Below are 22324 nucleotides of genomic sequence, written 5' to 3'. Positions count from 1 at the left end.
AGTCGGATGGAACGACGGACGTTCCTCACCCGCGGCCTCACCGTCACCGGGGGCGTGGCCGCGGCCGGAATCGGCGGACGGCCCGCCGACGCGGACACCCGGGACCGCGTGCGGGTCCTGCGGACGGTGGAGGCCGCCTCGGCGGGCGGGCACTACACGCCGAACCGCGCGCCGCTGCAGGCGGCGCCGTTCCTCAAGCTGCCGCCGGGAAGCGTGCGGCCGAGGGGATGGCTGCGGCGCCAGCTCGACCTGCAGGTCGAGGGGCTGAACGGGCGCATGCCCGAGGTCTCGGACTACCTGGTCTACGACACGAACGGGTGGGTCGACCCCGCGAAAGGGGGCTGGGAGGAGCTCCCGTACTGGCTGCGCGGCTTCACCGACCTCGGCCTCGTCACCGGCGACGAGCGCGTGCGGAGCCTGACCCGCCGGTGGGTGGACGGCATCCTGGCCGCGCAGACGGCCGACGGCTGGTTCGGCCCGGCCGCCCTGCGCACCTCCCTGGAGGGCGGCCCGGACTTGTGGCCGCACATGCCCGTCCTCGACGCGCTCCGCTCGTACGCCGAGGCGACCGGCGACGAGCGGATCACCCCGTTCCTCATGCGGTACTTCGACTTCCAGAACCGGCAGCCCGCCGAGGTCTTCCGGCGCGGCTGGGGCGCGTACCGCTGGGGCGACACGATCGACAGCGTCTACTGGGTCTACAACCGGACCGGGGACGACCGGCTCCTCGACCTCGTCCGCAAGATCCACGCCGGTTCCGCCGACTACGTCACCGGCCTGCCGACCCCGCACAACGTGAACCTCGCCCAGGGGTTCCGCGAGCCCGCGCAGTACGGCGTGCTGGCCGGCGACCCGGCGCTGCGCGCGGCGACCTACCGGGACTACGACACGGTGATGGGCACGTACGGTCAGTTCCCCGGCGGCGGGTTCGCCGGCGACGAGAACTGCCGCCCGTACTTCACCGATCCGCGGCAGGGCCTGGAGACCTGTGGGTTCGTCGAGCTCATGCACAGCTTCGAGCTGCTGACCCGGATCACCGGGGACCCGGTGTGGGCCGACCGCTGCGAGGACATCGCCGTCAACTCGCTGCCCGCCGCCTTCGACCCCGCGCAGCGCGGCACGCACTACATCACCAGCGCCAACGGCGTTCAGCTCGACAACGTCGCCAAGACCCACGGGCAGTTCGACAACGACTTCGCGATGCAGGCGTACATGCCGGGCGTGCACAACTACCGCTGCTGCCCGCACAACTACGGCATGGGCTGGCCGTACTACGCCGAGGAGCTGTGGCTGGCGACGTACGACGCCGGGCTGTGCGCCTCGATGTACGCCGCCTCCGAGGTGACGGCGAAGGTCGGCGGCGACGGCACGACCGTCACCGTGACCGAGGAGACCGGGTACCCGTTCGAGGAGAGCGTGACGCTGCGGATCTCCACGCCGCGTCCCGTCGAGTTCCCGCTCTACCTGCGCGTGCCGCGCTGGTGCGAGCAGCCCGCGCTGCGGGTGAACGGCTCTCCTGTTCCCCTGCGGGCGGCGCCGCCGTGCTACGTCGTCGTCACCCGTACCTGGCGGCACGGGGACCGGGTCGAGCTCCGTCTCCCCATGCGCGCCACCACCCGTACCTGGGAGAAGAACCACGGGGCGGTCTCCGTGGAGTACGGCCCGCTCACCTTCTCCCTCGCCATCGAGGAGAACTGGCGGCGGTTCGCCGGCACGACGGCATGGCCGGAGTACGAGGTCACCGCCGGATCCCCGTGGAACTACGGCCTCGACGGACGGTCGTTCAGCCTGCGGCGGCGACCGGCGCGCGGGAACCCGTTCACCCGGCGGGGAGCGCCCCTCGAGATCCGGGCGCGGGCCCGCCGCATCCCCAACTGGCGGACCGACGACGAGAACGTCATCCGGCCGCTGCAGGACGGCCCGGTCCGGTCGGACGAACGCGCGGAGACCGTCACGCTCATCCCCATGGGCGCCGCGCGGCTCCGCGTCACCGCGTTCCCGGTCATCGGGCACGGCGCGGACGCCCGGGACTGGCGGCTCGTGCCGGTCGCCAGTGCCTCCCACCTGTGGCAGGGGGACACGACGGAGGCGCTGTGCGACGGGATCGAACCGGCGTCCTCCGGCGACGAGTCGATCCCGCGGTTCACCTGGTGGGACCATCGCGGCGGCGTCGAGTGGGTCCAGTACGACTACCCGGAGCCGATCACGGCCGCGGCCGCCGCCGTCTACTGGTTCGACGACACCGGTCACGGGCAGTGCCGCGTCCCGGTGTCGTGGCGGCTGCTGTACCGCGACGGCGACGACTGGACGCCGGTCGAGAACCCGTCCGCGTACGGGACGGCGCGCGACACGTACAACCGCACGACCTTCACGCCGGTACGGGCGAGCGCGTTCCGGCTGGAGGCCCGGCTCGGCGACGGCGTGTCGGGCGGCATCCTCGAGTGGAGGGTCGACCAGGTCTGAAGGAGCAGGTCAGCGATCCGCCGGCGGCGCGCCGCCGGCGGAGGCCATGGCCGTGATGATGCGCTCCTCGGTGATCTCCAGGCCGGTCAGCTCGGCCGCGACGGCGCCGTCGCGCAGCACCACGACGCGGTCGCAGCCGGACACCAGCTCCTCGAGGTCGGAGGAGATCAGCAGGATGGCCAGGCCCGCGACGGCCAGCTCGTCCAGCAGGTCCCGCAACTGCGCCTTGGCGCCCACGTCGATGCCGCGCGTCGGCTCGTCCAGCAGCAGCACCTTCGGCTGCATCGCCAGCCAGCGGGCGAGGAGGACCTTCTGCTGGTTGCCGCTGGACAGCTCGGCGACCTTCTGCAGCGGCGACGTCGCCTTGATGCGCAGGCGACGCATGAAGGTCTCCACGACCCGGTCGATCCGCGCGCCCGACACGAGGCCGAAGCGGGACAGCCGCGGCAGCGCGGCCAGCGCGATGTTGTCGCGGACGGACAGCGACGGGATGATCCCCTCGGTGGCGCGGTTCTCCGGCAGGAGGCCCACGCCCGCGCGGATCGCACCGGCGATCGAGCGCCGCCGCAGCGGCGCGCCGGCCACCGTGACCTGGCCGGCGTCCAGCGTCAGCGCGCCCGCGATGGCCTTGGCGGTCTCCGAGCGGCCGGCCCCCAGCAGGCCGCCCAGCCCCAGCACCTCGCCCTCCCGCAGCTCCAGCGAGACGTCGGCCAGCGCGTGCCGGCGCGTGAGCCCGGTGGCGCGGAGGTACGGCGGATCGGCCGGTGCCTCGGCGGCGGACTCGGGCGGGGCGGGCGACACCTGCGGGAGCCGCCGCCCGAGCATGATCGACACCAGCGTGCGCCGCTCGAGACCCGCGAACGGCCCGCTGTGCACCACCCGGCCGCCGCGCAGCACGGTCAGCCGGTCGCCGAGCCGGTACAGCTCGTCGAGCCGGTGGCTGACGTACAGCACCGCCCGACCCTGGTCGCGCTGTTCGGCCACCACCCGGAACAGGGTCTCGATCTGCGGCGGCTCCATCTCCGCGGTCGGCTCGTCGAGGACGAGGACCTCGGCGCCGGCCGTCACCGCCCGGGCCAGGGCGACGAGCGTACGGGCGCCGGGGTCCAGCGTCGCCAGCGGCCGGCGGACGTCGACCCGCAGCCCGTGACCGGCGAGGACGCCGGCGGCCTCGTCGTTCATCCGCGCGACGTCGATCAGGCCGAACCGGCCCCTCGGCTCGGCGCCGGCGAACAGGTTGCGGGCGATGCTCAGCGACGGGATGAGCGCACTGTCCTGGTGCACCGCCATGACGCCGGCGCGGCGCGCGTCCAGCGGGCTGCCGAAGCGGACCCGTTCGCCGTCCCGGCGCAGCCGTCCGGCGTCGGGCCGGTACACCCCCGACAGGACCTTGACGAGCGTGGATTTGCCCACGCCGTTCTCCCCGGTCAGCGCGTGCACCTCGCCGCGCGCCAGCGTGAGTGAGACATGGTCGAGAGCGACCGTGCCGGGGAACCTCTTGAGGATCCCGGCCGCCTCAAGGGCTCTGTCGGTCACGACGCACCTCCCGGTAACGCGCCGGTGTACCGCAGGTAATACCACGCCGCGGCCGTCCGCCACCAGGGATGCCGGATACAGGCGATGACTCCACGGGACGCCGGAGCACGCGGAACGAGGATTCGTGGGCCGGCAGAGACGCGGCGTCGACTCACGCGGCGGCGTCTGCGGCGGCGGCGACGCGTTTTTGATGAACTCTCAGGTTCAGGGCGGCGAGGTCGAGCAGCGGGGTGTTCACGCCGAGTACCCGCGCTCGCGCGGTCAGGTCACCGAGGATGTGCTCGACCTCGGTGGGGCGGCCGGCGGCCACGTCGCGGTACAGCGATGCGGTGTCCGTCGATCCGGCCTCGGTCATCCCCGCTGCGGTGGCGGCGAGTTCCTCGGCGGGGACCGGATGTCCGGCCGAGGCCGACACCGCGGCCGCTTCGGCCAGGATGGCAGGGCCGAGCAGCTCCCCGCCGGGGACGGCGACGACGTCGCCGACCGTGCCGCGCATCAGGGCGGTGAGCGCGCCGAGGGTGCTGATGAACACCCATTTGTGCCACATCGCCGTGATGATGTCTGTGGAGACGCTCAGGTCGAACCCGGAGCCGGCCAACGTCTGCTCGATCTCCCTCAGCCGAGGCGACGAGCGACCATCTTGCTCGCCGATCGCCATCGTCGCGAGTGGATCGAGCCGGACGATGTCACCCTCGTCGTCGACCATGGTGACGACCTTGACCACGCCGCCGAGTACGGCGGGTGCGCCGAAGCGGGTGTTCAGTATGCCCATGTGCGCGATCCCGTTGAGGAAAGGCACCACGGCGGTGCGCGGACCGACCGCTGGAGCGGCGTCGTCCAGTGCCGACGTCAGGGAGCCGGCCTTCACCGAGACGAGCACGAGGTCGTAGGGAGCGGCGATCTCGCCGGGGGTCACGAGCTTCGGCGCGAGCACCTCATGAGCGCCCAAGCCGGTCAGGCGCAGGCCCCGCTCGCGCAGGACCGCCGCACGGCGCGGGCGGACGAGGAACGTGACGTCCCGGCCGGCCTGGGCGAGCCGGGCGCCGAAGAAGCCTCCGGTCGCCCCGGCCCCGATGACGAGGATCTTCATGATTGCGGGTCTCCCCCGGTCGACGGCGGTTCGGTCGGGCGCTTCGCGAACCGGCGACCGGCGCGGCCGCAGGCCGAACGGGCCGCGGTGACGTTCATGACCAGCCCTGAGCCGCGTCCGCACCCCCGAACACCGGTTGAAGCGGTGTCATCATGCGACACCTTATGAACGGGTGTCAAACGGTAGGCTGGGGGGATGGCCAGCAGACCCGCGCCCGCTCGAAGGGATCCCGCCGACCCGGAGATGGCGTTCCCGTTCATCGGAGGGTGCCCCTGCCTGAACTTCGTCGCCACTCTCGGCAAGCGCCACACCGCTCCTGTCGAGAGGCTCCCCGACCCCGATGCTCTGGCCCGCTGGATCAGCGAGGCACGACTGCGGGCAGGGCCGGACCGTATGCGGATCACCGCCGAAGATCTGACGGCCGCCCGCGTGTTGCGTGAGGCGCTCCATCGGGTTCTGCTCGCCGCGATGGGCGGGAACACCCCGGATCCGGCCGATGCCGCACAGATCAACGAAGCGGCCGCTCACCCCGACCTCACACCCCAGTTGGCCCGCGCGGACACCGACGCCGACGACAGACGGCAGCCGGTTCTCCGCTGGCAGGCCGCGCATCCCGCGCAGGCCGCCTTGGCGACCGTGGCCCGCGACGCGGTACTGCTGATCAGCGGCCCCCGCCTGGCGCGAGTCAAGGAATGCGAGAACCCAGAGTGCTCGCTGCTGTTCCTCGACGACTCCCAGGCGCGCCGACGCCGCTGGTGCTCCATGGAACGCTGCGGGAACCTCGTGAAGGTCGCCGGCTATCGCACCCGCAGGCGAGGCGGATCCTGACCCGGAGCTTCGCCCTCGTCCTGTTTCACCCAGCAGCCCAGCAGAGGTCAGAGCCGGGCGACGTGGCCCCGGCGGGGGTCAGAGCCGGGCGACGTGTCCGGCAGGGGTCAGAGCCGGGCGACGTGGATCCGCACGCCCCGCGCGCTCAGCTCGTGAAGCTCCTCCGGTGAGGCGTCCTCTCCGGTGACGAGGTGGTCGATGCGCTCGGGCGGCACGGTCTGCACCATCGTGTCCACCCCGACCTTGGTGTGGTCGGCGAGCACCACGACCTCCTCCCCCGCCTCGGCGAGCGCCCGGTCGGTGCCCGCGACCTGCATGTTCGGGGTCGACAGGCCGCGCTCGGCGGTCAGCCCGTTGCCGGAGATGAACACCCGGCGCATCCGCAGCCCGGCCAGCGACCGCTCCGCCGCGCTGCCGATCAGTGCCTGCACCGGACCACGCAGCGTGCCCCCGGTCACCACGACCTCGATGCGCGGCGAGCCGGCGAGGGTCTGGGCGACCAGGAGCGAGTTGGTGACCACCGTGAGGTCGGTGTGGCCGGTCAGCCGCTGCGCGAGCGCGTGTGTCGTGGTGCCGGGGCCGATGGCGATCGCGTCACCGTCCTCGACCAGAGCGGCCGCCAGGTCGGCGATCGCGGCCTTCTCGTCGCCGGCGACCTGGGCCTTCTGCAGGTAGGTCGGCTCGCGAGAGAGCTCGCCGGGCAGGGAGGCCCCGCCGTGGTGGCGGTCCAGCAGGCCGTCGGCCTCGAGCGCGCGTACGTCACGGCGCACCGTCACCTCGGACGACTGGACGGCCTCTGCCAGCTGACGCAGCGACAGCGTGCCGTTCGCCCGCAGCAGTTCGAGGATGCGCTTACGGCGCTCGGCGGCGAACACCGGCTTGCGACCGTCCGACGGCCCTGGGACGTCGCTCACGGTCCCCCCTGAAGGCGAAAGCTCCCACTCTCTGAGATCGTAGCCACCCGCCGGGCCGACGGCGCACCCGATCAGCGAGTCCGCGGCGGCTTCAGAGCTGTTGGCCCGTCTTCGGGTCGTAGTGCACTTCGACGGCGGCGACCTGGTCGGTCGGCAGGACCTCGACCCACTGGTCGAAGATCTGGTACGGCGCGGCGGGCCGGAAGCCCCCGGCGAGCGGGTCGAACCCCGTCTCGAAGACCTCCTCGGCGGCCAGGATGTTCGCCACGTCGCTGTTGGCGTGCTGCAGGCCGGTGGCGACGCGACGCAGGACCTCGCCGACCGTCAGGCCCTGCCACTCCGGCGGATCGCCGGCCTGGAAGGGATACGGCAGGCCGAGGGCGGCCTCACCCTCGACGTCGTGGTCGGAGAGCCATTGCAGCGCGTCGAGTTCGCGGCCGGGCCGTACGGGCAGGACGGCCTTGGCCCAGGCGGCGTTGAGGAACTCGTTGCGGCGTTCGTCGCCGTCGAGCTGGATCAGCCAGCCGAGCGAGCTGCCCATCGGGGCGGGCGCGGTCTCCTCGGTGATGAGGTAGTCCACCCGCCACTCGTCGGCGGGATGGCCTTGGGCGTCGAGGCCCTTGGTGCGGTCCGTCTGTGAGTACCAGCTCGTGACCGTCTGCCCGGCGAGCGGCGCCGTCTGATCCGGTTCCCATGACGGCCCGGGCACCGGATACTTGCCGACGCTGTCCTGGCCGGGGTGCGGGATCGGATGGGGATCGGGGATCGCGGTGCGCGGCCGCCAGTAGTCGGGGGCGACGAAGTAGAGCATCTCGTCGAGGTCGAAGATCTGCTGGACCAGCTCGGCGTCGAGGTGCGGATCGTTGCCGAGCGAGAGCCTACCGATCAGCTGCCCGAACACCGTCTGGCGTTCCTCGCCGCGCAGATCGTTCGACGGCCGGGTGCGCATGGCGCTGACCAGTTTCAGGCGGTCTCTTATGGCGTTGGCGTAGGTTTCGCGCTGGAGCTGGTCGACCTGTTTCGTGTAGGCGGCGAGGTCCTGCTGGTACTGGTCCTGTGCCGGGTCGTGCGCCGGCGGCTGCCACAGCAGCTGGAAGGTCAGCGTGATGGCGGGGTTGCCGCCGAAGTTGAGGAACTCCGCGTGCGCCTGGAAGGTGCCCTGCGTCGAGTTCAGGATCGGGTAGGTCGCCGCGAACTTGGCCTCGCCGGACGGCGTCCGGGCGGACTCGAGGTGCACCCCGCTCAGCGTGTAGCCCGGGCCGGGGGGCGTGCCGACGTAGTCGAAGGTCGACACGATGTGGTCCTCGTTGTCGTGACCGTCCATCTCGTTGGGGTTGGCCGGTGAGAGGGTGTAGTCGTCCCCGAGGTGCGGGGAGTTGACCGTGCCGGGGTACTGCTTGGCCGGGAAGGTCCCGACGACGGTCGTCTCGCGGGGCAGCAGGGGCGGCGGCGCCTCCGGCTTCTTGATCGCGGTGAGGTCGGGCGCCGCGACGACGTTGACCATGTCCCCCAGGCCCAGGTCGCGACCAGGAGTGGGGAGGTAGACCTGCCAGCTCAGCCGGGTGCCGATGTGCTGGAGCTGCACCCCGACCTTCCGCATCTTGCGCCGCAGCTCGTAGTTGACCAGTTGGTTCGTGGTGTTCTGCACGACGTACCGGCGGCTCGAGGTGTCCGTGGTCTCGGTCACCGTCTTGAACGTGGTCTTGAAGTTGCGTTTGATCTCGCTGGTGACCTTCGCGCTCTGCGTGCGGGAGCGCTTGTGCGTCTCCTCGGAGGACTTCTTGACCGTGCTGTCGGTGCTGAAGCTCGTGCTCGCCTCGCCGTGGTAGATCCCGGCGTTCACGCCGCCGGTCGCGCTGACCCCGAGCTTGGTGTCGTTGGCGTTCTCGTCCTTGACCGCGTCGGCGACGTCGTCCTGTTGGGTCAGGCTCTCCTCCGTCTTGCGGGAACTCTCCTCGGACTGCTCGGCGGTCTTCTCCACCAGCGTGCGCCGGGTGCTCGTCTCGACCACCTCGACGGTGCCGCCCGGGCTGATCCACAGATGACCGGCGGGTGGGCCGAGGAACGTGTCGAACTCGAAGAAGTACTCCCGGAAGAGGCTGACCAGCCCGACCGGTGACAGGATGGCCTGCGCGCCGGCGCTGAAGCGCTCGGCCAGTGCGGCCAGCGCCGGGTCGTCGAGCGTCCGGGCGGCCTCCCCCGCCAACGTCTCGCGGCTGAGCCCGTCGCCCGCCGCGCGCAGCGTGCTCTGCGCGCCGAACCAGCCGATCAGCGGCTGGTAGACGCCGAACACCTCACTCGCGTACGGGAACGTGCCGGCGAAGTCGGTGACCGGGCGTCCGTTGAACACCGGCGGCCCGGGCAGCGGACCGGCCAGTACCTGGACGTTGGCCGCCGGTCCGCCCGGCGCCGTGGCGAACGGCACGGACGTCCACGACTGCCCCTGCGGCGCCTTGACCAGCAGCATCTCGCAGGTCGAGTCCGCAGTGGGCGCGACGAAGGAGATGACCTGCGCGCCCGTGCCCGCGATGACGCGTCCCACGTACTGCCGGCTCGCCCCCGCGTCCCGCTGCAGGAAGGTCCCCGCCAGCAGAGGGACACCCGGGTAGGAGTCCGGACTCTGCACGTCCACGCCGGCCGGCAGGCCGAGCGCGATCCGCTGATTGGGCTGGAGGTCGCCCGGACCCGAGTCGATCTTGTACGACCAGACCCGGTATCCCGTGTCCGGCCCTGGGAGCGAGGTCTTACCGGTGAAAGTGACGACCAGCGCCATGGTGTCCCCCTGCGCGGCATACGGCGGTCAACCGGCAATCTGTCACGGTTTTCGGTCGGATGACGGTAAGTGGCCGGAGTCGGCCTCTCTGTAGCGGCGATGTGGCCCACAGGTCAGGCTCGGAGTGTCCGCCGGCGCCGTGGGACCGGAGGTCCGCATGCCGATCAACTGCACGGTCTCCGTCGTCGACGTCAACGGCCGGCCCCTGGCGGGGGCGAGCGTGAGCCTCGGCGCCGCCCGGGGTGTCACCGATGCGGCCGGAACCTGGACGACCGTCATCGCCGACCCCGGCGCGCCGATCACCCTGGAGGTCGACGACTCGTACCACGTCAAGGAGGTCTGCGCGTTCGAGGGCGACCCGCGCACGGCGATGTGGAACAACGCGCTGGTGAGCCGGACGATCAACGGCGCCGATCTGCTGCTCAGCGTGCGGCTCGGGCGAATGGACACCTCGCCGACCACGAGCCGATCGGACGCGGAGCTCGCCGCCCTGATGACGACGAAGGCCCGTGACCCGGGAGCCGTCCTGTTGTGGAAGCCGCCGCGTTTCCCCAACGTGCTGTCGTACCGAACGCAGTGGAACGACCAGCGCGAGGTACGAGTGCCGCGCCCGCAGCTGCTGCCGTCGACGGCGGTGCCCCCGGGCACCAAGGGCTGGAACAGGCTGCAGAGCGACCCTGCGGTCGCGGACCTGGCCGCCTTCGGGCGGTTCTACTGGCTGGAGTACTCACCCCGCCCGAGCCGGCCGCGCTGGGTCGTGGCGGTCTGGTCGCCGAATCTTCCGGACGAGAGGCCGCCGGCCACGCTCGACTACGTCGTCTTCTACAGCCCGACCACGGCGAACGAGGAGTACACCGCCGCGACCTATCCGTACGGTCTGGTCTATGCGGCCGCGCCGTTCCAGAAGTACCTGGAGCTGGCGAAGAAGTACCTGCTCGACGAGTTCTTCTTCGCCTACGAGATGGTCGCCCAGCGCGACCGCGCCGTCCTGGTCATGCCGATCGGCGACGCGGGCGACATCGGCCCGTGGGCCAGCGGCGAGGGTCTGCTGCGGCTGCTCCGGGAGGTCGGGCTGTTCCTGCACCGCCAGTGCCGCACCAGCCGACTGGGACTGCGGCCGCCGACCGCCTCACCGGTCGAACTGGCCGGCCCCAACATGCGAGGAGCGACCGTCCCGGTCGTCGCCGGCTCCTTCGGCGACGCGCCGGCCGTCGGCAAGGTGGCGGTGGCCGGGTTCAGCACCGGCATCGGCCCGGTGAAGGGGATCATGCCCGACGGCGGCTGGAACACCTCCCTGGGATCGGTGCTGTGGGGCGTGCCCGCCGGAAACGGCGCGGATCCGAGAAGGCTGTGGCGTGAGTCCTGGCGCGAGCTGTGGGACCTCGACGGCTTCCATCCCGCCACCGGGGGCTGGCCCACCTACCTGGACCTGCTTCAAACCTGGGCGCGGGCGAACGAGTCCCGGGTCGTCCGCAGCTACCACACCTCCGGCCGGGTCCCGCCCGATCCGCGCAAAGACCCGCACCCCGTGTGGAAGTACCTGCGCGGGCCGGGGCTCGACATCGACCTCAGCCTGCCGGCCGTGGCGGGCATCGGCCGTGCCCAGCAACTGCAGAACGCCCGCTGGACCAGCGTGACGATGGACGACTCCTATCTCGATGGCGGCTCGGTCGACCTGCCGGGCTGGCTCGACCCGCATCACACGACCCCGCGCGTCGGCTTCCCGCACGCCCTCAAGATCACCACCGTCGGCCGGTAGCCCTCCCCCGTGTCACCCATCAGGCCACCCCGGCCACGATCGCGCGGCGTCAGCACGAGACCCTGCGGCGGCCCGCAGCGAGGCGCTCCCGCAGCCGTACGGCGTCGGCGGCCAGGGCCGTCACCAGGACACCCGGCCCGGCGAGCGGCAGGACGGCCAGCCCCTCCTCGGCGTACGGATCGGCGGTGGCGCCGGTGACCAGCAGGGTTCCGACGGCCCGCGCGTCGCCGAGCACGGCGCCGCTCGGCGCGTCCTCGTCGATCCGCAGCTCGTGGCGGAGCAGCGGCGTCCCGCCGACCGTGACGTCGAACCGGCCGGTATAGCGGCCCGGCGGCTCGCCGTGGCGGCCGAGGATGATCTCCTCCCGCCACACCAGGTCCGCGCCCTCGGCCAGGGTCGCCTCCGCCAGCGCAAGGTGGTCGCAACCGGCCGCCGCGATCACGGGTTCGGGAGTGAAGGCGAGCCGGCCCCCGGCCGCGACGTCGGCCCGTACGACGAGGCGTGAGGCACCGGCACCCCGGCGTCCCGGCAGGACGAGCGTCGCCGCGGCCGAGCGCACGTCCAGCCGCGCGCCCGGCCCGACCTCGACGGTCAGCTCGAGGTCGTCGCCGCCGAGCGGTCCCGCGCCCGCGCCGACGAGGTAGACGGCCCCGTCGGCCTCGCGCAGCGCCAGCGGGCCGTCCGACCGCAGCCGCGTGATCCGCGTCCGCCCGCCGGGACCGCGCTCGGCGCGCACCGCCGCCCGCGCCGTGAAGCCGGTGCCGGTCGCGGCGGCGTACGAGGGCAGGCGGACGGAGGTCACGCGGCGGCGTGCTCGGCGAGGGCGGCGCGCACCCAGCCGAGGACCTCGGGGACGTCCGGGCGTTCCCGGAGCGAGGTGAAGGCGATGGGCAGCCCGGCCCGTACGCGCTCGGCGTCGCGCGCCATGACGGTCAGGTCGGCGCCGACCAACGCCGCGAGGTCGGTCTTGTTGATCACCAGCAGGTCCGCGGTGGTGACGCCCGGACCGCCCTTACGGGGGACCTTGTCGCCGCCGGACACGTCGAGAACGAAGATCTGCCGGTCGACCAGCCCGCGGCTGAACGTCGCGGTGAGGTTGTCGCCGCCGCTCTCCACGATGACCAGGTCGAGCGGACCGTGCCGGTCCTCCAGGGCCTCGACGGCGTCCAGGTTCGCGGAGATGTCGTCGCGGATCGCGGTGTGCGGGCAGCAGCCGGTGCGGACCGCCGCGATCCGGTCGTCGTCGAGCACGGCGTTCCGGCGCAGGAAGTCGGCGTCCTCGGTCGTGTAGATGTCGTTCGTGACGACGGCCAGCGCGGCCTCCTCGTGGAGCAGCCGGCACAGCGCGGCGACCAGGGCGGTCTTGCCGCTGCCGACCGGGCCGCCGATGCCGACCCGCAGCGCCCGGTGGGGGCGCGGCTCGTGCGGGTCGTGGCCGTGGTGGAGTCCCAAGGTTTCCTCCGATCGTCAGGATTCGAACAGGCGGAGGCCGGCGCGGTCGTGCAGTTCGGCGAACACGTCCAGGGCCGGTGCGGAGACCGCCGGCAGATCGCCGGCGCGGACGGACTCGACCGCCTCCGCCGCGACGCCGTCGACGCGCGCGGTCAGGCCCGCCAGGACGCGGTGCACCCCGAGGGGGTCCAGCCCGAGCAGGCGGACCGCCGCCGAGGCGGGCCCGGTCACCGAGCCGTACGCCGCGATCTGCGCCGCCCGTACCGGAGCACCGCCCGCGGCGGCGACCGCGGCGCCCAGGACGATCGGCTGGTGCGGACCGCCGGCCGCTCCGGTCAGGAGGTCGAGGACGGAGCCGGGCCACAGGCCGCGGGCGACGCGCAGAAGCGCCCGCCCCTGCGCCCGCGACGCCCGCCGCTGCGCGGGCGACGGCGTACGCGCGTCCGCCTCGCCGTCAAGCCGAGCCCAGCCGAGGTCGGGTCCGGACTCGTGCGCGGTCGACGGTGCGCGCGCGTCCGCCTCGACGTCGAGCCGGGCCCGGCCGGTGTCGGGTCCGGACTCGTACGCGTAGGCGCAGGCGGCCGCCGCCAGGCCGGCCGTGACGAGTCCCGTGGTGGCGAGCCGGCCGCGCAGGAAGGCGGCGAGCGTGGCGAGGTCGTGGACGACGCCGGTCGCGGCGGCCGTCTCGAGGCCGCCGGAGTGTGCGTGCCCGCCTGCGGGCAGCCGCGAGTCGGCGAGCAGCAGCAGCGCGGCGTCCGTCGGCGCGTCCATCAGAACAGGAAGTACCGACGGGCCATGGGCAGTTCGGACACGGGCGCGGGTTCGACCTCGTCCCCGTCGACGGTGACCGTGAACGTGTCCGGGTCGACCCTGATCTCCGGCAGCGCGTCGTTCAGCGGCAGGTCCGCCTTGCCCAGCCGCCGGGTGTCCTTGACCGCGACCAGGGGCCGCCGTACGTCGAGGCGCCCGGCCAGCCCGTCCTCGAGCGCGGCGGGCGCGACGAAGTACACCGACGTCGCCGGGGCCGCGGTCGCGCCCCACATCGGGCGGGGGAACACCGGTTGCGGGGTCGGGATCGAGGCGTTCGCGTCCCCCATCGCGCCCCAGGCGATCACGCCGCCCTTGAGCACGACGTGCGGCCGGACGCCGAAGAACGCCGGGTCCCACAGCACCAGGTCCGCGAGCTTGCCCACCTCGACCGAGCCGACCTCGGCGTCGAGGCCGTGCGCGATCGCCGGGCAGATCGTGTACTTGGCGACGTACCGCCGGGCGCGCAGGTTGTCGTCCAGGCCGCCCCGGCGGGCCTTCATCACGTGCGCGGTCTGCCAGGTGCGGATCACGGTCTCGCCGATCCGGCCCATGGCCTGGGAGTCCGAGCCGATCATCGAGATGGCGCCGAGGTCGTGCAGGACGTCCTCGGCCGCCATGGTGGTCGGGCGGATCCTCGACTCGGCGAAGGCCAGGTCCTCCGGCACCGCCGGGTTCAGGTGGTGGCAGACCATGAGCATGTCGAGGTGCTCGTCGAGCGTGTTGACCGTGTGCGGCCGGGTGGGGTTGGTCGAGGACGGCAGGACGTTCGGGTGCGCGGCGACCGTGATGATGTCCGGCGCGTGCCCGCCGCCCGCGCCCTCGGTGTGGTACGCGTGGATGGAGCGGCCGCCGATGGCGTTCAGCGTCGACTCGACGTACCCGGCCTCGTTGAGGGTGTCGGAGTGCAGCGCCACCTGGACGCCCGAGGCGTCGGCGACGCGGAGGCACGCGTCGATCGCGGCGGGCGTCGACCCCCAGTCCTCGTGCAACTTGAAACCCGACGCGCCGCCGCGCAGCGCCTCCCACATGCCCTCCTCGGACACCGTGTTGCCCTTGGCGAGCAGCGCCACGTTGACCGGGAACGGGTCCATCGCCTCCAGCATCCGGGCGAGGTACCAGGCGCCGGGGGTGACCGTCGTCGCCTTCGTGCCCTCGGCCGGGCCGGTACCGCCCCCGATGAGCGTGGTGACACCGGCGCCGAGGGCCTCCTCGACGAGTTGCGGGCAGATGAGGTGGACGTGCGAGTCGACCGCCCCGGCCGTGAGGATCCGGCCGTTGCCGGACAGGATCTCCGTCGACGGCCCGATCACCAGGTCGGGATGGACCCCGTCCATCGTGTCCGGGTTGCCGGCCTTGCCGAGCGCGACGATCCGGCCGTCGCGCACGCCGACGTCGGCCTTGACGACGCCCCAGTGGTCCAGCACCACGGCGCCGGTGATCACCAGGTCGGGCGCGCCCTCGGCGCGCGTCGCCGTGCCCTGGCCCATCGACTCGCGAATCACCTTGCCGCCGCCGAACACCGCCTCGTCACCGGCCCCGGCGCCCTGGCTCAGATCCTCGGTGACCTCGATGAACAGGTCGGTGTCGGCCAGGCGTACGCGGTCGCCGGCGGTCGGGCCGTACAGCCGGGCGTAGCGGTACCGGGAGATGTCAGTCATGGCGCAGCCCCGGTACGACCGCGCGTCCCGCGAGCGGCACCAGCGACACCTCACGCGTGACACCCGGTTCGAACCGCACGGCGGTGCCGGCCGGTATGTCGAGCCGGTGGCCGCGCGCGGCCTCCCGGTCGAACGCGAGCGCGTCGTTGGCCTGCGCGAAGTGATAGTGCGAGCCGACCTGCACCGGGCGGTCGCCGGTGTTGACGACCGTGACGGTCCGTCGCGTACGGCCGGGGTTCAGGCGTACGGGGCCGTCCCCGGCCACGATCTCGCCCGGGACGATTCCGGAGCTCATCGCGTCCCCTTCGCCGGCGTCACGGGATCGGCCGGTGGACGGTGACGAGCTTGGTGCCGTCGGGGAAGGTCGCCTCGACCTGCACGGAGTCGAGCATCTCCGGGATGCCGTCCAGGACGTCCTCGCGGGTGAGCACCGTACGTCCCGCCTCCATCAGCTCGGCGACGGTCCGCCCATCGCGGGCGCCCTCTAACACGTACGAGGCGATGACCGCGGTGGCCTCGGGATGGTTGAGCCGCAGGCCGCGGGCGCGCCGGTCGCGGGCGAGCCCGGCCGCCACGTGGATGAGCAGCCGCTCCCGCTCATGTGGAGTGATCAGCACATACGGACGCTAACTCCGCCCGGAGCCGCTGGGAACGGGCCGGTCATCGATGTAACAGGAACTTCACAGGAATCGGAGGCGGACCATACGACGTGGCGCCGGAACCCGGCGACGCGGCCACGTTCTCGGGGCCGCCGCGTTCGCTACGCTGGCCGATCATGTACGACGTTTCCAGGATGGCCGGTTTCTATGCCGCCCACGGCATCTGGAGCGTGTCCGGCGGCGACACGTTGATTCCCCTGCTGGGCCACGCGGACGCAGCCGGCGGTCAAGGCATGAACCGCCTTATGGCCGACGATATCGCCGACGCCGCGAAGGCCGGCCAGGAAGCGCTGGAGGCGGGCCGGCCCGACTGGGTCCGCGCGGTGTTCGTCGCGGACGCCTACCTCAACCTCGACGGGAGACGGGTCGACGCGCTGGTCGTCGACGCCGTCGAGTACCTCCCGGCCCGGCGGTCGATGAAGATGGCCGTGCCCTACCGGCCGCAATCGACTCCGCAGGGCTTCGCGGTGTACCGGCCGAAATTCATCGAGGTCACGGATGTCGTGGAACCGGACTACGCCGGATTGGCCGATGCCTTCTTCGCCGGCGTCGACTCCCACGAGCAGGCGGCGGCCGTCTGGAACGCGCATCTCCTCGATGAATCCGTCTGACAGTCGATAGACGAGGATCCCGGCCCTTCACCCACCCGGAGGCTCCCTTGCTCCGTCCTCAGGAGACGTCCAGCCGCGAACGTGTCAGCCTCAACGGGCTGTGGGCCTTCGCCCTCGACCCCGGCGACCGGGGCCGGGCCGAGCAGTGGTGGCGCGGCCCGCTGCCGGACACCGTGGAGATGCCGGTTCCGGCGAGCTTCAACGACGTGCCGGCCACCCGGGACGCCCACGACCACGTCGGCGACGTCTGGTATCAGCGCGAGGTACGGCTCCCGGCCGGGTGGGCGGGGCGGCGCGTCGTGCTGCGCTTCGACGCCGCCGCGCACCGCGCCGTGGTGTGGTGGAACGACGTGGAGGTCGGACGGCACGAGGGCGGCTACACGCCGTTCGAGTGCGACGTGACCGAGCACGCCCGGCCCGGCGAGACCGGCCGCGTGACCGTCGTGGTCGACAACCGCCTGGAGCCCTCCACGATCCCGCCCGGCATCGTCGACGTCCTGCCGGACGGGCGCCGCCGGCAGCGGTACTTCCACGACTTCTTCAACTACGCCGGGCTGCACCGCGCCGTCTGGCTCTGCGCCACCCCCCGCTCGTACGTCCGCGACATCACCGTCACCACGGAGGTGGCCGGCGCGGACGCCCGCGTGCGCTACCGCGTGGACGTCGTGGCCGGCCAGGTCGCCGAGGTCGTACTGCGCGACGCCGACGGCGCCGAACGCGCGCGGGGCACGACCGCCGCCGGCACACTGGAGGTGCCGGACGCGACCCTGTGGCGCCCCGGCCACGGCCACCTCTACCGCCTCGAGGTCCGTACGAGCGGCGACGACGCCGACGAGTACGCGCTGCCGGTCGGCATCCGCGACGTGAAGGTGGAGGGCGACCGCTTCCTGATCAACGGCGAGCCGTTCTACTTCCGCGGCTTCGGCAAGCACGAGGACAATCCCATCCGCGGCAAGGGCCACGACGACGTGCACATGGTGCACGACTTCGCGCTGCTCGACTGGATCGGCGCCAACTCCTTCCGCACCTCGCACTACCCGTACGCCGAGGAGGTCCTGGAGTACGCCGACCGGCACGGCATCGTCGTCATCGACGAGACCCCGGCCGTCGGGCTCAACTTCGAGATCGCGCACACGCTCGTGCCCGGCGATCCCCCGCACATCTGGGCGGCGATCGACGACACCACCCAGGCGGCCCACCTGCGCGCCATCCAGGAACTCGTGGCCCGCGACAAGAACCACCCGAGCGTGGTCATGTGGAGCATCGCCAACGAACCGGACTCGGCCCGCCCCGAGGCGCGCACGTACTTCGAGCCGCTCGTACGCGCCGCGCGCGCGGCCGACCCGAGCCGCCCGGTCTGCTTCGCCCAGGTCCAGTTGCCGCCGGACAAGGACGTCATGAGCGACCTGTTCGACGTCATCTGCCTCAACCGCTACAACGGCTGGTACATCGACACCGGCGACCTGGTCACGGCGGAACGCGAGCTCGAGGCGGAACTGCGTGAATGGGTACGCCTGCACGGCAAGCCGATCATCGTCACGGAGTACGGCGCGGACGCGATCGCCGGAGTACGCTCGGTCGCGGCGGGCACCTGGACCGAGGACTACCAGATCGAGCTCCTGGAGACGTTCCACCGGGTCTTCGACCGCGTCGACTCCGTCATCGGCGAGCACGTCTGGAACTTCGCCGACTTCGCCACGGGGTACGGCGTCAACCGCGCCGACGGCAACAAGAAGGGCGTCTTCACCCGCGACCGCCGCCCGAAGGCCGCCGCCTTCGCCCTCCGCCGCCGCTGGCACCCGAAGGTCGACTGATCCCCGGCCGGACAGCGCGCGTCGCCCAGGCTGTTGTGTGCGGGTACCGCCGATACCGCAAGCCCGCTCAGCCACTGGCGCACCCCACTTCCGTGAGGACGGCCCACCGCCGACCCGACCGTCCTCGGCCGCCCGGCCCGGCGGTGCGCTCAACCCAGCAGGTCGAAGGCGTAGAGACCACCGCCGCCTGCGGCTACGACGATGTGGTCGTCGATCCAGCGGCCGACCTCCAGCCCGCCGTCCACACGCATCGCGCATAGCAAACGGCCGGTCGGCGCGTCCCATATCCGCAGCCGGGCGTCGGCCGAGGTGGTGGCGACCCGGTCGCCCTGAGGCGAGAACATGATGCTCGTGACCGGGCCTTGGTGGCCGTCGAGCACGGATACGACGTCGCCGGAGCGGACATCGAGGAGGTAGCTGGCAGACCACTCGGCCAGGGCCACCGCGAGGCGCGTTCCGTCCCGGCTGAAGTCGATCGCGGCGGCCTTGCCGGGCATCTGGACCCGGACGTCGGCCTTGCGGCCGCTCAGATCGTTGATCGTCACCATACCGTCGGCGGATCCCCAGGCAAGGGAGCTCGAATCCGCCGCGAAGGCCAGGCAGGCCACCCGCTTGCCGCCCGGGTCGACCGACTGGGCCGGCCTCCCGTCGTCGGCGAACCGGATCACGATCCGGCCGTTCTGGACGTAGGCGAGGCGGCTGCCGTCGCCGGTGAACGTCGGACGGCAGGGATCCAGGATCACGCCACCGAGGTGCATCACCTGACCGGCGCGGTCGCTCGGGGCGTCGGCGGGCCGGGAGGTGCCGTCCCACAGGTCCCAGACCCGGACCGACTCGTTCATGTGCACCGTCGCCATCCGCCGGCCGCTGGGATCGACCGCCAGGTTCCGGATGTGCAGACCGTGGGGCCGGAAGTCGGCGACCAGCGCGTCGTTTGAGAGAGTCCAGCAGGTGATCCGGCCGTCCTCGTCGAGGGCAATGACGAAGCCGCCGGTCCTCGTCGCGTCCATGGCCCGCATCGACCGGCCGCGCGGTGGCGACTGGACCGAATCGTCGGCCTGGAGCAACGACACCCGGGCCGTCCGGTCGACGCTGGCGCTGATCGTGAAATCGCTGCCGGCCGGCGCCACGAGGGTCGTGATCGCATCGGAGTGTCCGGTACGCAACGGGTGCGACACCTCGGACGCGACGTCCGTCACCACGACGGCGCCCTCCTGGTCACCGGTGAGGATGCAGGTGCCGTCGCGAGCAGCGGCCCCGGCGGTGATGAATCCACTCAGGTTGAGGTGGAGAAGGTGCCGTCCGTCCGGAACGGTCTTGACGTACACGCCACCCCCGCCGGAGGAGAAGACCGCCAGGGCGTCGGGGGACAGGGCAGCGAGCGAGGTACCCCACAGCCCGGTCGGCAGGGTAGCGGCCTCGTTCCAGGTGGCGAGGCTCCACACCGTGACGGCGGACTTTCCGACGCAGGCCAGCCAGGCGCCGTCGGGCGAGATCGTCATGTCGGTGACCGGGCCTTCGAGGCGCAGGATCCGTTCCGGCGCCCCGGTCGCTACCGACCAGACGCGGACGTCCGCGCCGGGACCTGCGCCGATGACGGACCGGCCGTCTGGGGTGAACCGCAGCTGGCTGAGACCGCGCCGGGGCCCGCGGACCATGCGGGTCACATCACCGGTCGCCGGGTCGAAGAGCACGAGGCGGCGCCGCGCGCCGGCGGCGGCGATGATTGCGCCGTCCGGCGAGATCGCGACCGCGCGCAGGCTGAACCTGGCCGTGTCCAGCACGATTCGCACCCGTCCCAAGGGCTCCCACACCCGTAGCGAGGCTCCGTCGAGGCTCGCCACGATCGACCCGTCCTCGGTGACCGCCAAGCCGTACACCTGCCCGTCGTGGTCCAGTACTCGCAGCAACGTGCCGCGTGAGGTATCCGGGAGCGGCCAGTGGTTCACCAGGACTGGATGCCCGAGAGCGCGCTGCAACGCGGACACCGACGTCGCGGCGGCCGGCACATCCTGCAGGCGGCTGAGAAGGACGTCCACCTCGCCGTGCTCCGGGTCCGCCGCGCCGAGGAGGTGTGACGACGCGGTGACCGCCTTGCGGACGGGGTCGGCCTCAGGCGCCCGCACCATCGCAAGGTCACGCAGGACGGCGTTGACCCCGTTTCGGACGAGCCGGAACGACAGCCAGCGGGCATCGCAGACGGTGGCGGCGGCATGCCTCTCCCGCCCGGACTCGCAAAGGTGGAACACCATCCGCTCGGCGGCGTAGCCGTTCTCCCGGGCGGCGTTCAGCTCCTGGCCCACGAGGTCGGCGCTGTTCGGATCGACGTGCAACGCTGTCAAGAGCTCCTCGTGCAACCGGCGCAACCGGCCGGCGCCGAGCTCGGCGCTGAGATAGGCGTGGATGACGTCGTGGACGAAGAAGCCTCCACTGTCCGCGTCGAGTATCAGCAGTGATCTGTCCGCGAAGGCGTTCACGAGCGCCCTGGCCTCGAGCGGCGCCATCCCCGAGGTCCGGTTCCAGAGCTCACCCGCCAGCGCCGCCGGCACGACATACTCGCTGCCGAAGACGGCCAGTTCTTGCAGACGGTCGAGCTGTTGCCCCGGCAGGAGGTCGGTGCTCGCCCGGATGGTCGCCCGGATCGCGTTCCGCCGTTGCTCGGCGTTGGTGGGGTCGATGATCGCCCCGCCGGTGGACAGGTCGTCCACTCCGGCCGGGCCCGTCTCCCGCAGCCGGTCCAGCACTTGACGCGCGGCAGCGTTGACGTCGTCCGCTGCTAGGGTGAGGAACCCGTTGACCAGTCGCAGGAGGATCGGCCAGCGGCCGGTGGCGGCGAGCAGCGCCGAGACGATCTCCGGGCGTAGACCGCCGACACCGACCGTGAGGACGTCGCGTGCTTCCCCGGTCGTCATCTGCTCGACCGGGATGCGGACTGCGTACTCGGGGAGCGCCCGGGCCTCCCGTGAGGTCACCAGGCGGGCACACTGCACCGCCCCAAGGGTGAACGGTGTGAGCTGCTCCTCCGTCCAGACGTCGTCGATTACCAGGAGGATGCGACCCAGCGACCCCAGCGCTTGGCCCAGGTGGGCGCCGGCGAGGCTGGGGTCGTCGTAGTCGGCATTCTCTCCACCGACCAGTTTGATCAGGTCGTTGACCTTCGACACGATCGCCGCCGCTCCGGTCACGCCCGGCCCCATCCGGACGGTGAGGATACGGCCGTCGAAGTGGTCCCGCACGGCGGGCTCGCGCGAGACCAACGCGGCGAGTGTCGTCTTGCCGAAGCCCCCGGCGCCGTGCAGGGCGGTCACGCTGCCCACGGTGCCGTTGGGCCGCCGCAGCACGGCCTCGACGCAGTCCCGGATCTTCGCCTCGCGCCGCACCGCCCACGGGCGGGGATCGGGCAGAAGCAGAGCGCCAGGAGACGTGGCCGGCAGCCGGGAATGCTTTCCGGACCGGAGAGTCAGCAGCTGCACGCCGAGCGCGACCAGCCCGGCCAACCCGCCGACGACGTTGGCATTGTCCACGACCGACTCGTGAGCCCCACGCCCGAAAAGGACCCACACGGCCGCAGCCACCAGGGCAGATACGAGGAGCACCCGCGCGACCTTCAAGGGGAGGCTCATAGCCGTATTGTGGTCAATCTGAGCTGGAGCGTGTCTGGCCACGACTGGCCGCGTTTCGCCTCCGATCCGCGCTTTCCGGCTCTCGCCGGTGCTCTTCAGTCTCGGGCAAGCGTGCCCCTCATTCCGCACCCCGATGCCGCAAAAATCGCATGCGATCTGCGGTGGCGCGCGGTGCCCATCTCCTGGATGGCGGCGTGACCGATCCGCCATCGGGAGGCGGCCGATCGAACATCTCAGACGCCAAGCCGTTGTGGCGGTCTGAGAATCGGTGGACTCTGAGATCGGCAGCGACGTGTCCCCTTAGGTGCGGGGAGTACGCCGCCTGCATGTCCGA

At 72.0% G+C, this 22324-nt stretch carries 16 protein-coding genes; 5 read left to right on the top strand and 11 right to left on the bottom strand.

What is annotated here, in order from left to right; genetic code table 11:
• The first annotated feature begins 6 nt into the window (after positions 1–6).
• Positions 7–2463, top strand: coding sequence for a beta-L-arabinofuranosidase domain-containing protein (locus tag AB0L00_RS22150; protein ID WP_364437139.1), 2457 nt, complete (start codon positions 7–9; stop codon positions 2461–2463).
• A 9-nt stretch (positions 2464–2472) separates the two neighbouring features.
• On the opposite strand, the gene AB0L00_RS22145 is transcribed toward AB0L00_RS22150, so the two are convergent.
• Together AB0L00_RS22145 and AB0L00_RS22140 are read right to left on the bottom strand one after the other, a co-directional pair.
• Positions 2473–3999, bottom strand: a complete 1527-nt coding sequence (locus tag AB0L00_RS22145) for a sugar ABC transporter ATP-binding protein (protein ID WP_364437136.1) — start codon at positions 3997–3999, stop codon at positions 2473–2475.
• 151 nt (positions 4000–4150) lie between these two features.
• On the bottom strand, positions 4151–5089 hold the full coding sequence (locus AB0L00_RS22140; RefSeq protein ID WP_364437134.1) for a 2-dehydropantoate 2-reductase: 939 nt from the start codon (positions 5087–5089) through the stop codon (positions 4151–4153).
• Positions 5090–5284: 195 nt separating this feature from the next.
• Here AB0L00_RS22140 and AB0L00_RS22135 point away from each other — a divergent pair, with 195 nt between their 5' ends.
• Entirely contained in the window at positions 5285–5917 is a 633-nt protein-coding gene (locus AB0L00_RS22135) for an ABATE domain-containing protein (protein ID WP_364437131.1), read from the top strand.
• A gap of 107 nt (positions 5918–6024) precedes the next feature.
• Here AB0L00_RS22135 and AB0L00_RS22130 read toward each other — a convergent pair whose 3' ends face one another.
• Positions 6025–6831 (bottom strand): DeoR/GlpR family DNA-binding transcription regulator, encoded by an 807-nt coding sequence (locus AB0L00_RS22130; protein ID WP_345349225.1) that lies wholly within the window; start codon positions 6829–6831, stop codon positions 6025–6027.
• Positions 6832–6922: 91 nt separating this feature from the next.
• Positions 6923–9604, bottom strand: coding sequence for a hypothetical protein (locus AB0L00_RS22125; RefSeq protein ID WP_364437129.1), 2682 nt, complete (start codon positions 9602–9604; stop codon positions 6923–6925).
• 157 nt (positions 9605–9761) lie between these two features.
• On the opposite strand from AB0L00_RS22125, the gene AB0L00_RS22120 reads away from it, so the two are divergent.
• A complete protein-coding gene (locus tag AB0L00_RS22120) occupies positions 9762–11363 on the top strand; it encodes a hypothetical protein (protein ID WP_364437126.1) in 1602 nt (533 codons plus the stop codon).
• A 49-nt stretch (positions 11364–11412) separates the two neighbouring features.
• Here AB0L00_RS22120 and AB0L00_RS22115 read toward each other — a convergent pair whose 3' ends face one another.
• Genes AB0L00_RS22115 through AB0L00_RS22090 form a run of 6 tightly spaced genes read right to left on the bottom strand, consistent with a single transcriptional unit; the run spans position 11413 to position 15900 of the window.
• Positions 11413–12165 (bottom strand): urease accessory protein UreD, encoded by a 753-nt coding sequence (locus tag AB0L00_RS22115; RefSeq protein WP_364437124.1) that lies wholly within the window; start codon positions 12163–12165, stop codon positions 11413–11415.
• Positions 12162–12815, bottom strand: a complete 654-nt coding sequence (gene ureG / locus AB0L00_RS22110) for an urease accessory protein UreG (protein WP_364437122.1) — start codon at positions 12813–12815, stop codon at positions 12162–12164. The genes AB0L00_RS22115 and ureG overlap by 4 nt, the downstream gene beginning before the upstream one ends.
• Positions 12816–12830: 15 nt before the next feature.
• The gene (locus AB0L00_RS22105) at positions 12831–13586 is read right to left on the bottom strand and encodes an urease accessory UreF family protein (RefSeq protein WP_364437119.1); all 756 of its coding nucleotides are present in this window, start codon (positions 13584–13586) and stop codon (positions 12831–12833) included.
• Positions 13586–15283, bottom strand: coding sequence for an urease subunit alpha (locus AB0L00_RS22100; RefSeq protein WP_345349237.1), 1698 nt, complete (start codon positions 15281–15283; stop codon positions 13586–13588). Before AB0L00_RS22100 ends, AB0L00_RS22105 begins: the two co-directional genes overlap by 1 nt.
• A complete protein-coding gene (locus tag AB0L00_RS22095; protein WP_345349575.1) occupies positions 15276–15566 on the bottom strand; it encodes an urease subunit beta in 291 nt (96 codons plus the stop codon). Before AB0L00_RS22095 ends, AB0L00_RS22100 begins: the two co-directional genes overlap by 8 nt.
• A 31-nt stretch (positions 15567–15597) precedes the next feature.
• A complete protein-coding gene (locus AB0L00_RS22090) occupies positions 15598–15900 on the bottom strand; it encodes an urease subunit gamma (protein WP_364391352.1) in 303 nt (100 codons plus the stop codon).
• Positions 15901–15992: 92 nt separating this feature from the next.
• On the opposite strand from AB0L00_RS22090, the gene AB0L00_RS22085 reads away from it, so the two are divergent.
• Both AB0L00_RS22085 and uidA read left to right on the top strand, forming a co-directional pair.
• A complete protein-coding gene (locus AB0L00_RS22085; protein WP_364437115.1) occupies positions 15993–16553 on the top strand; it encodes a hypothetical protein in 561 nt (186 codons plus the stop codon).
• Between the two features lie 47 nt (positions 16554–16600).
• Entirely contained in the window at positions 16601–18367 is a 1767-nt protein-coding gene (gene uidA, locus AB0L00_RS22080) for a beta-glucuronidase (RefSeq protein ID WP_364437112.1), read from the top strand.
• A 149-nt stretch (positions 18368–18516) separates the two neighbouring features.
• Here the strand turns inward: uidA and AB0L00_RS22075 are convergent, their stop codons facing one another.
• Positions 18517–21891 (bottom strand): NB-ARC domain-containing protein, encoded by a 3375-nt coding sequence (locus AB0L00_RS22075; RefSeq protein WP_364437110.1) that lies wholly within the window; start codon positions 21889–21891, stop codon positions 18517–18519.
• Between the last annotated feature and the right edge of the window lie 433 nt (positions 21892–22324).

Source organism: Actinoallomurus sp. NPDC052308, assembly GCF_040679195.1.
In the GTDB taxonomy this organism is placed as follows: Bacteria; Actinomycetota; Actinomycetes; order Streptosporangiales; family Streptosporangiaceae; genus Actinoallomurus; species Actinoallomurus liliacearum.
This window is presented reverse-complemented; position numbering and strand designations above follow the sequence as displayed.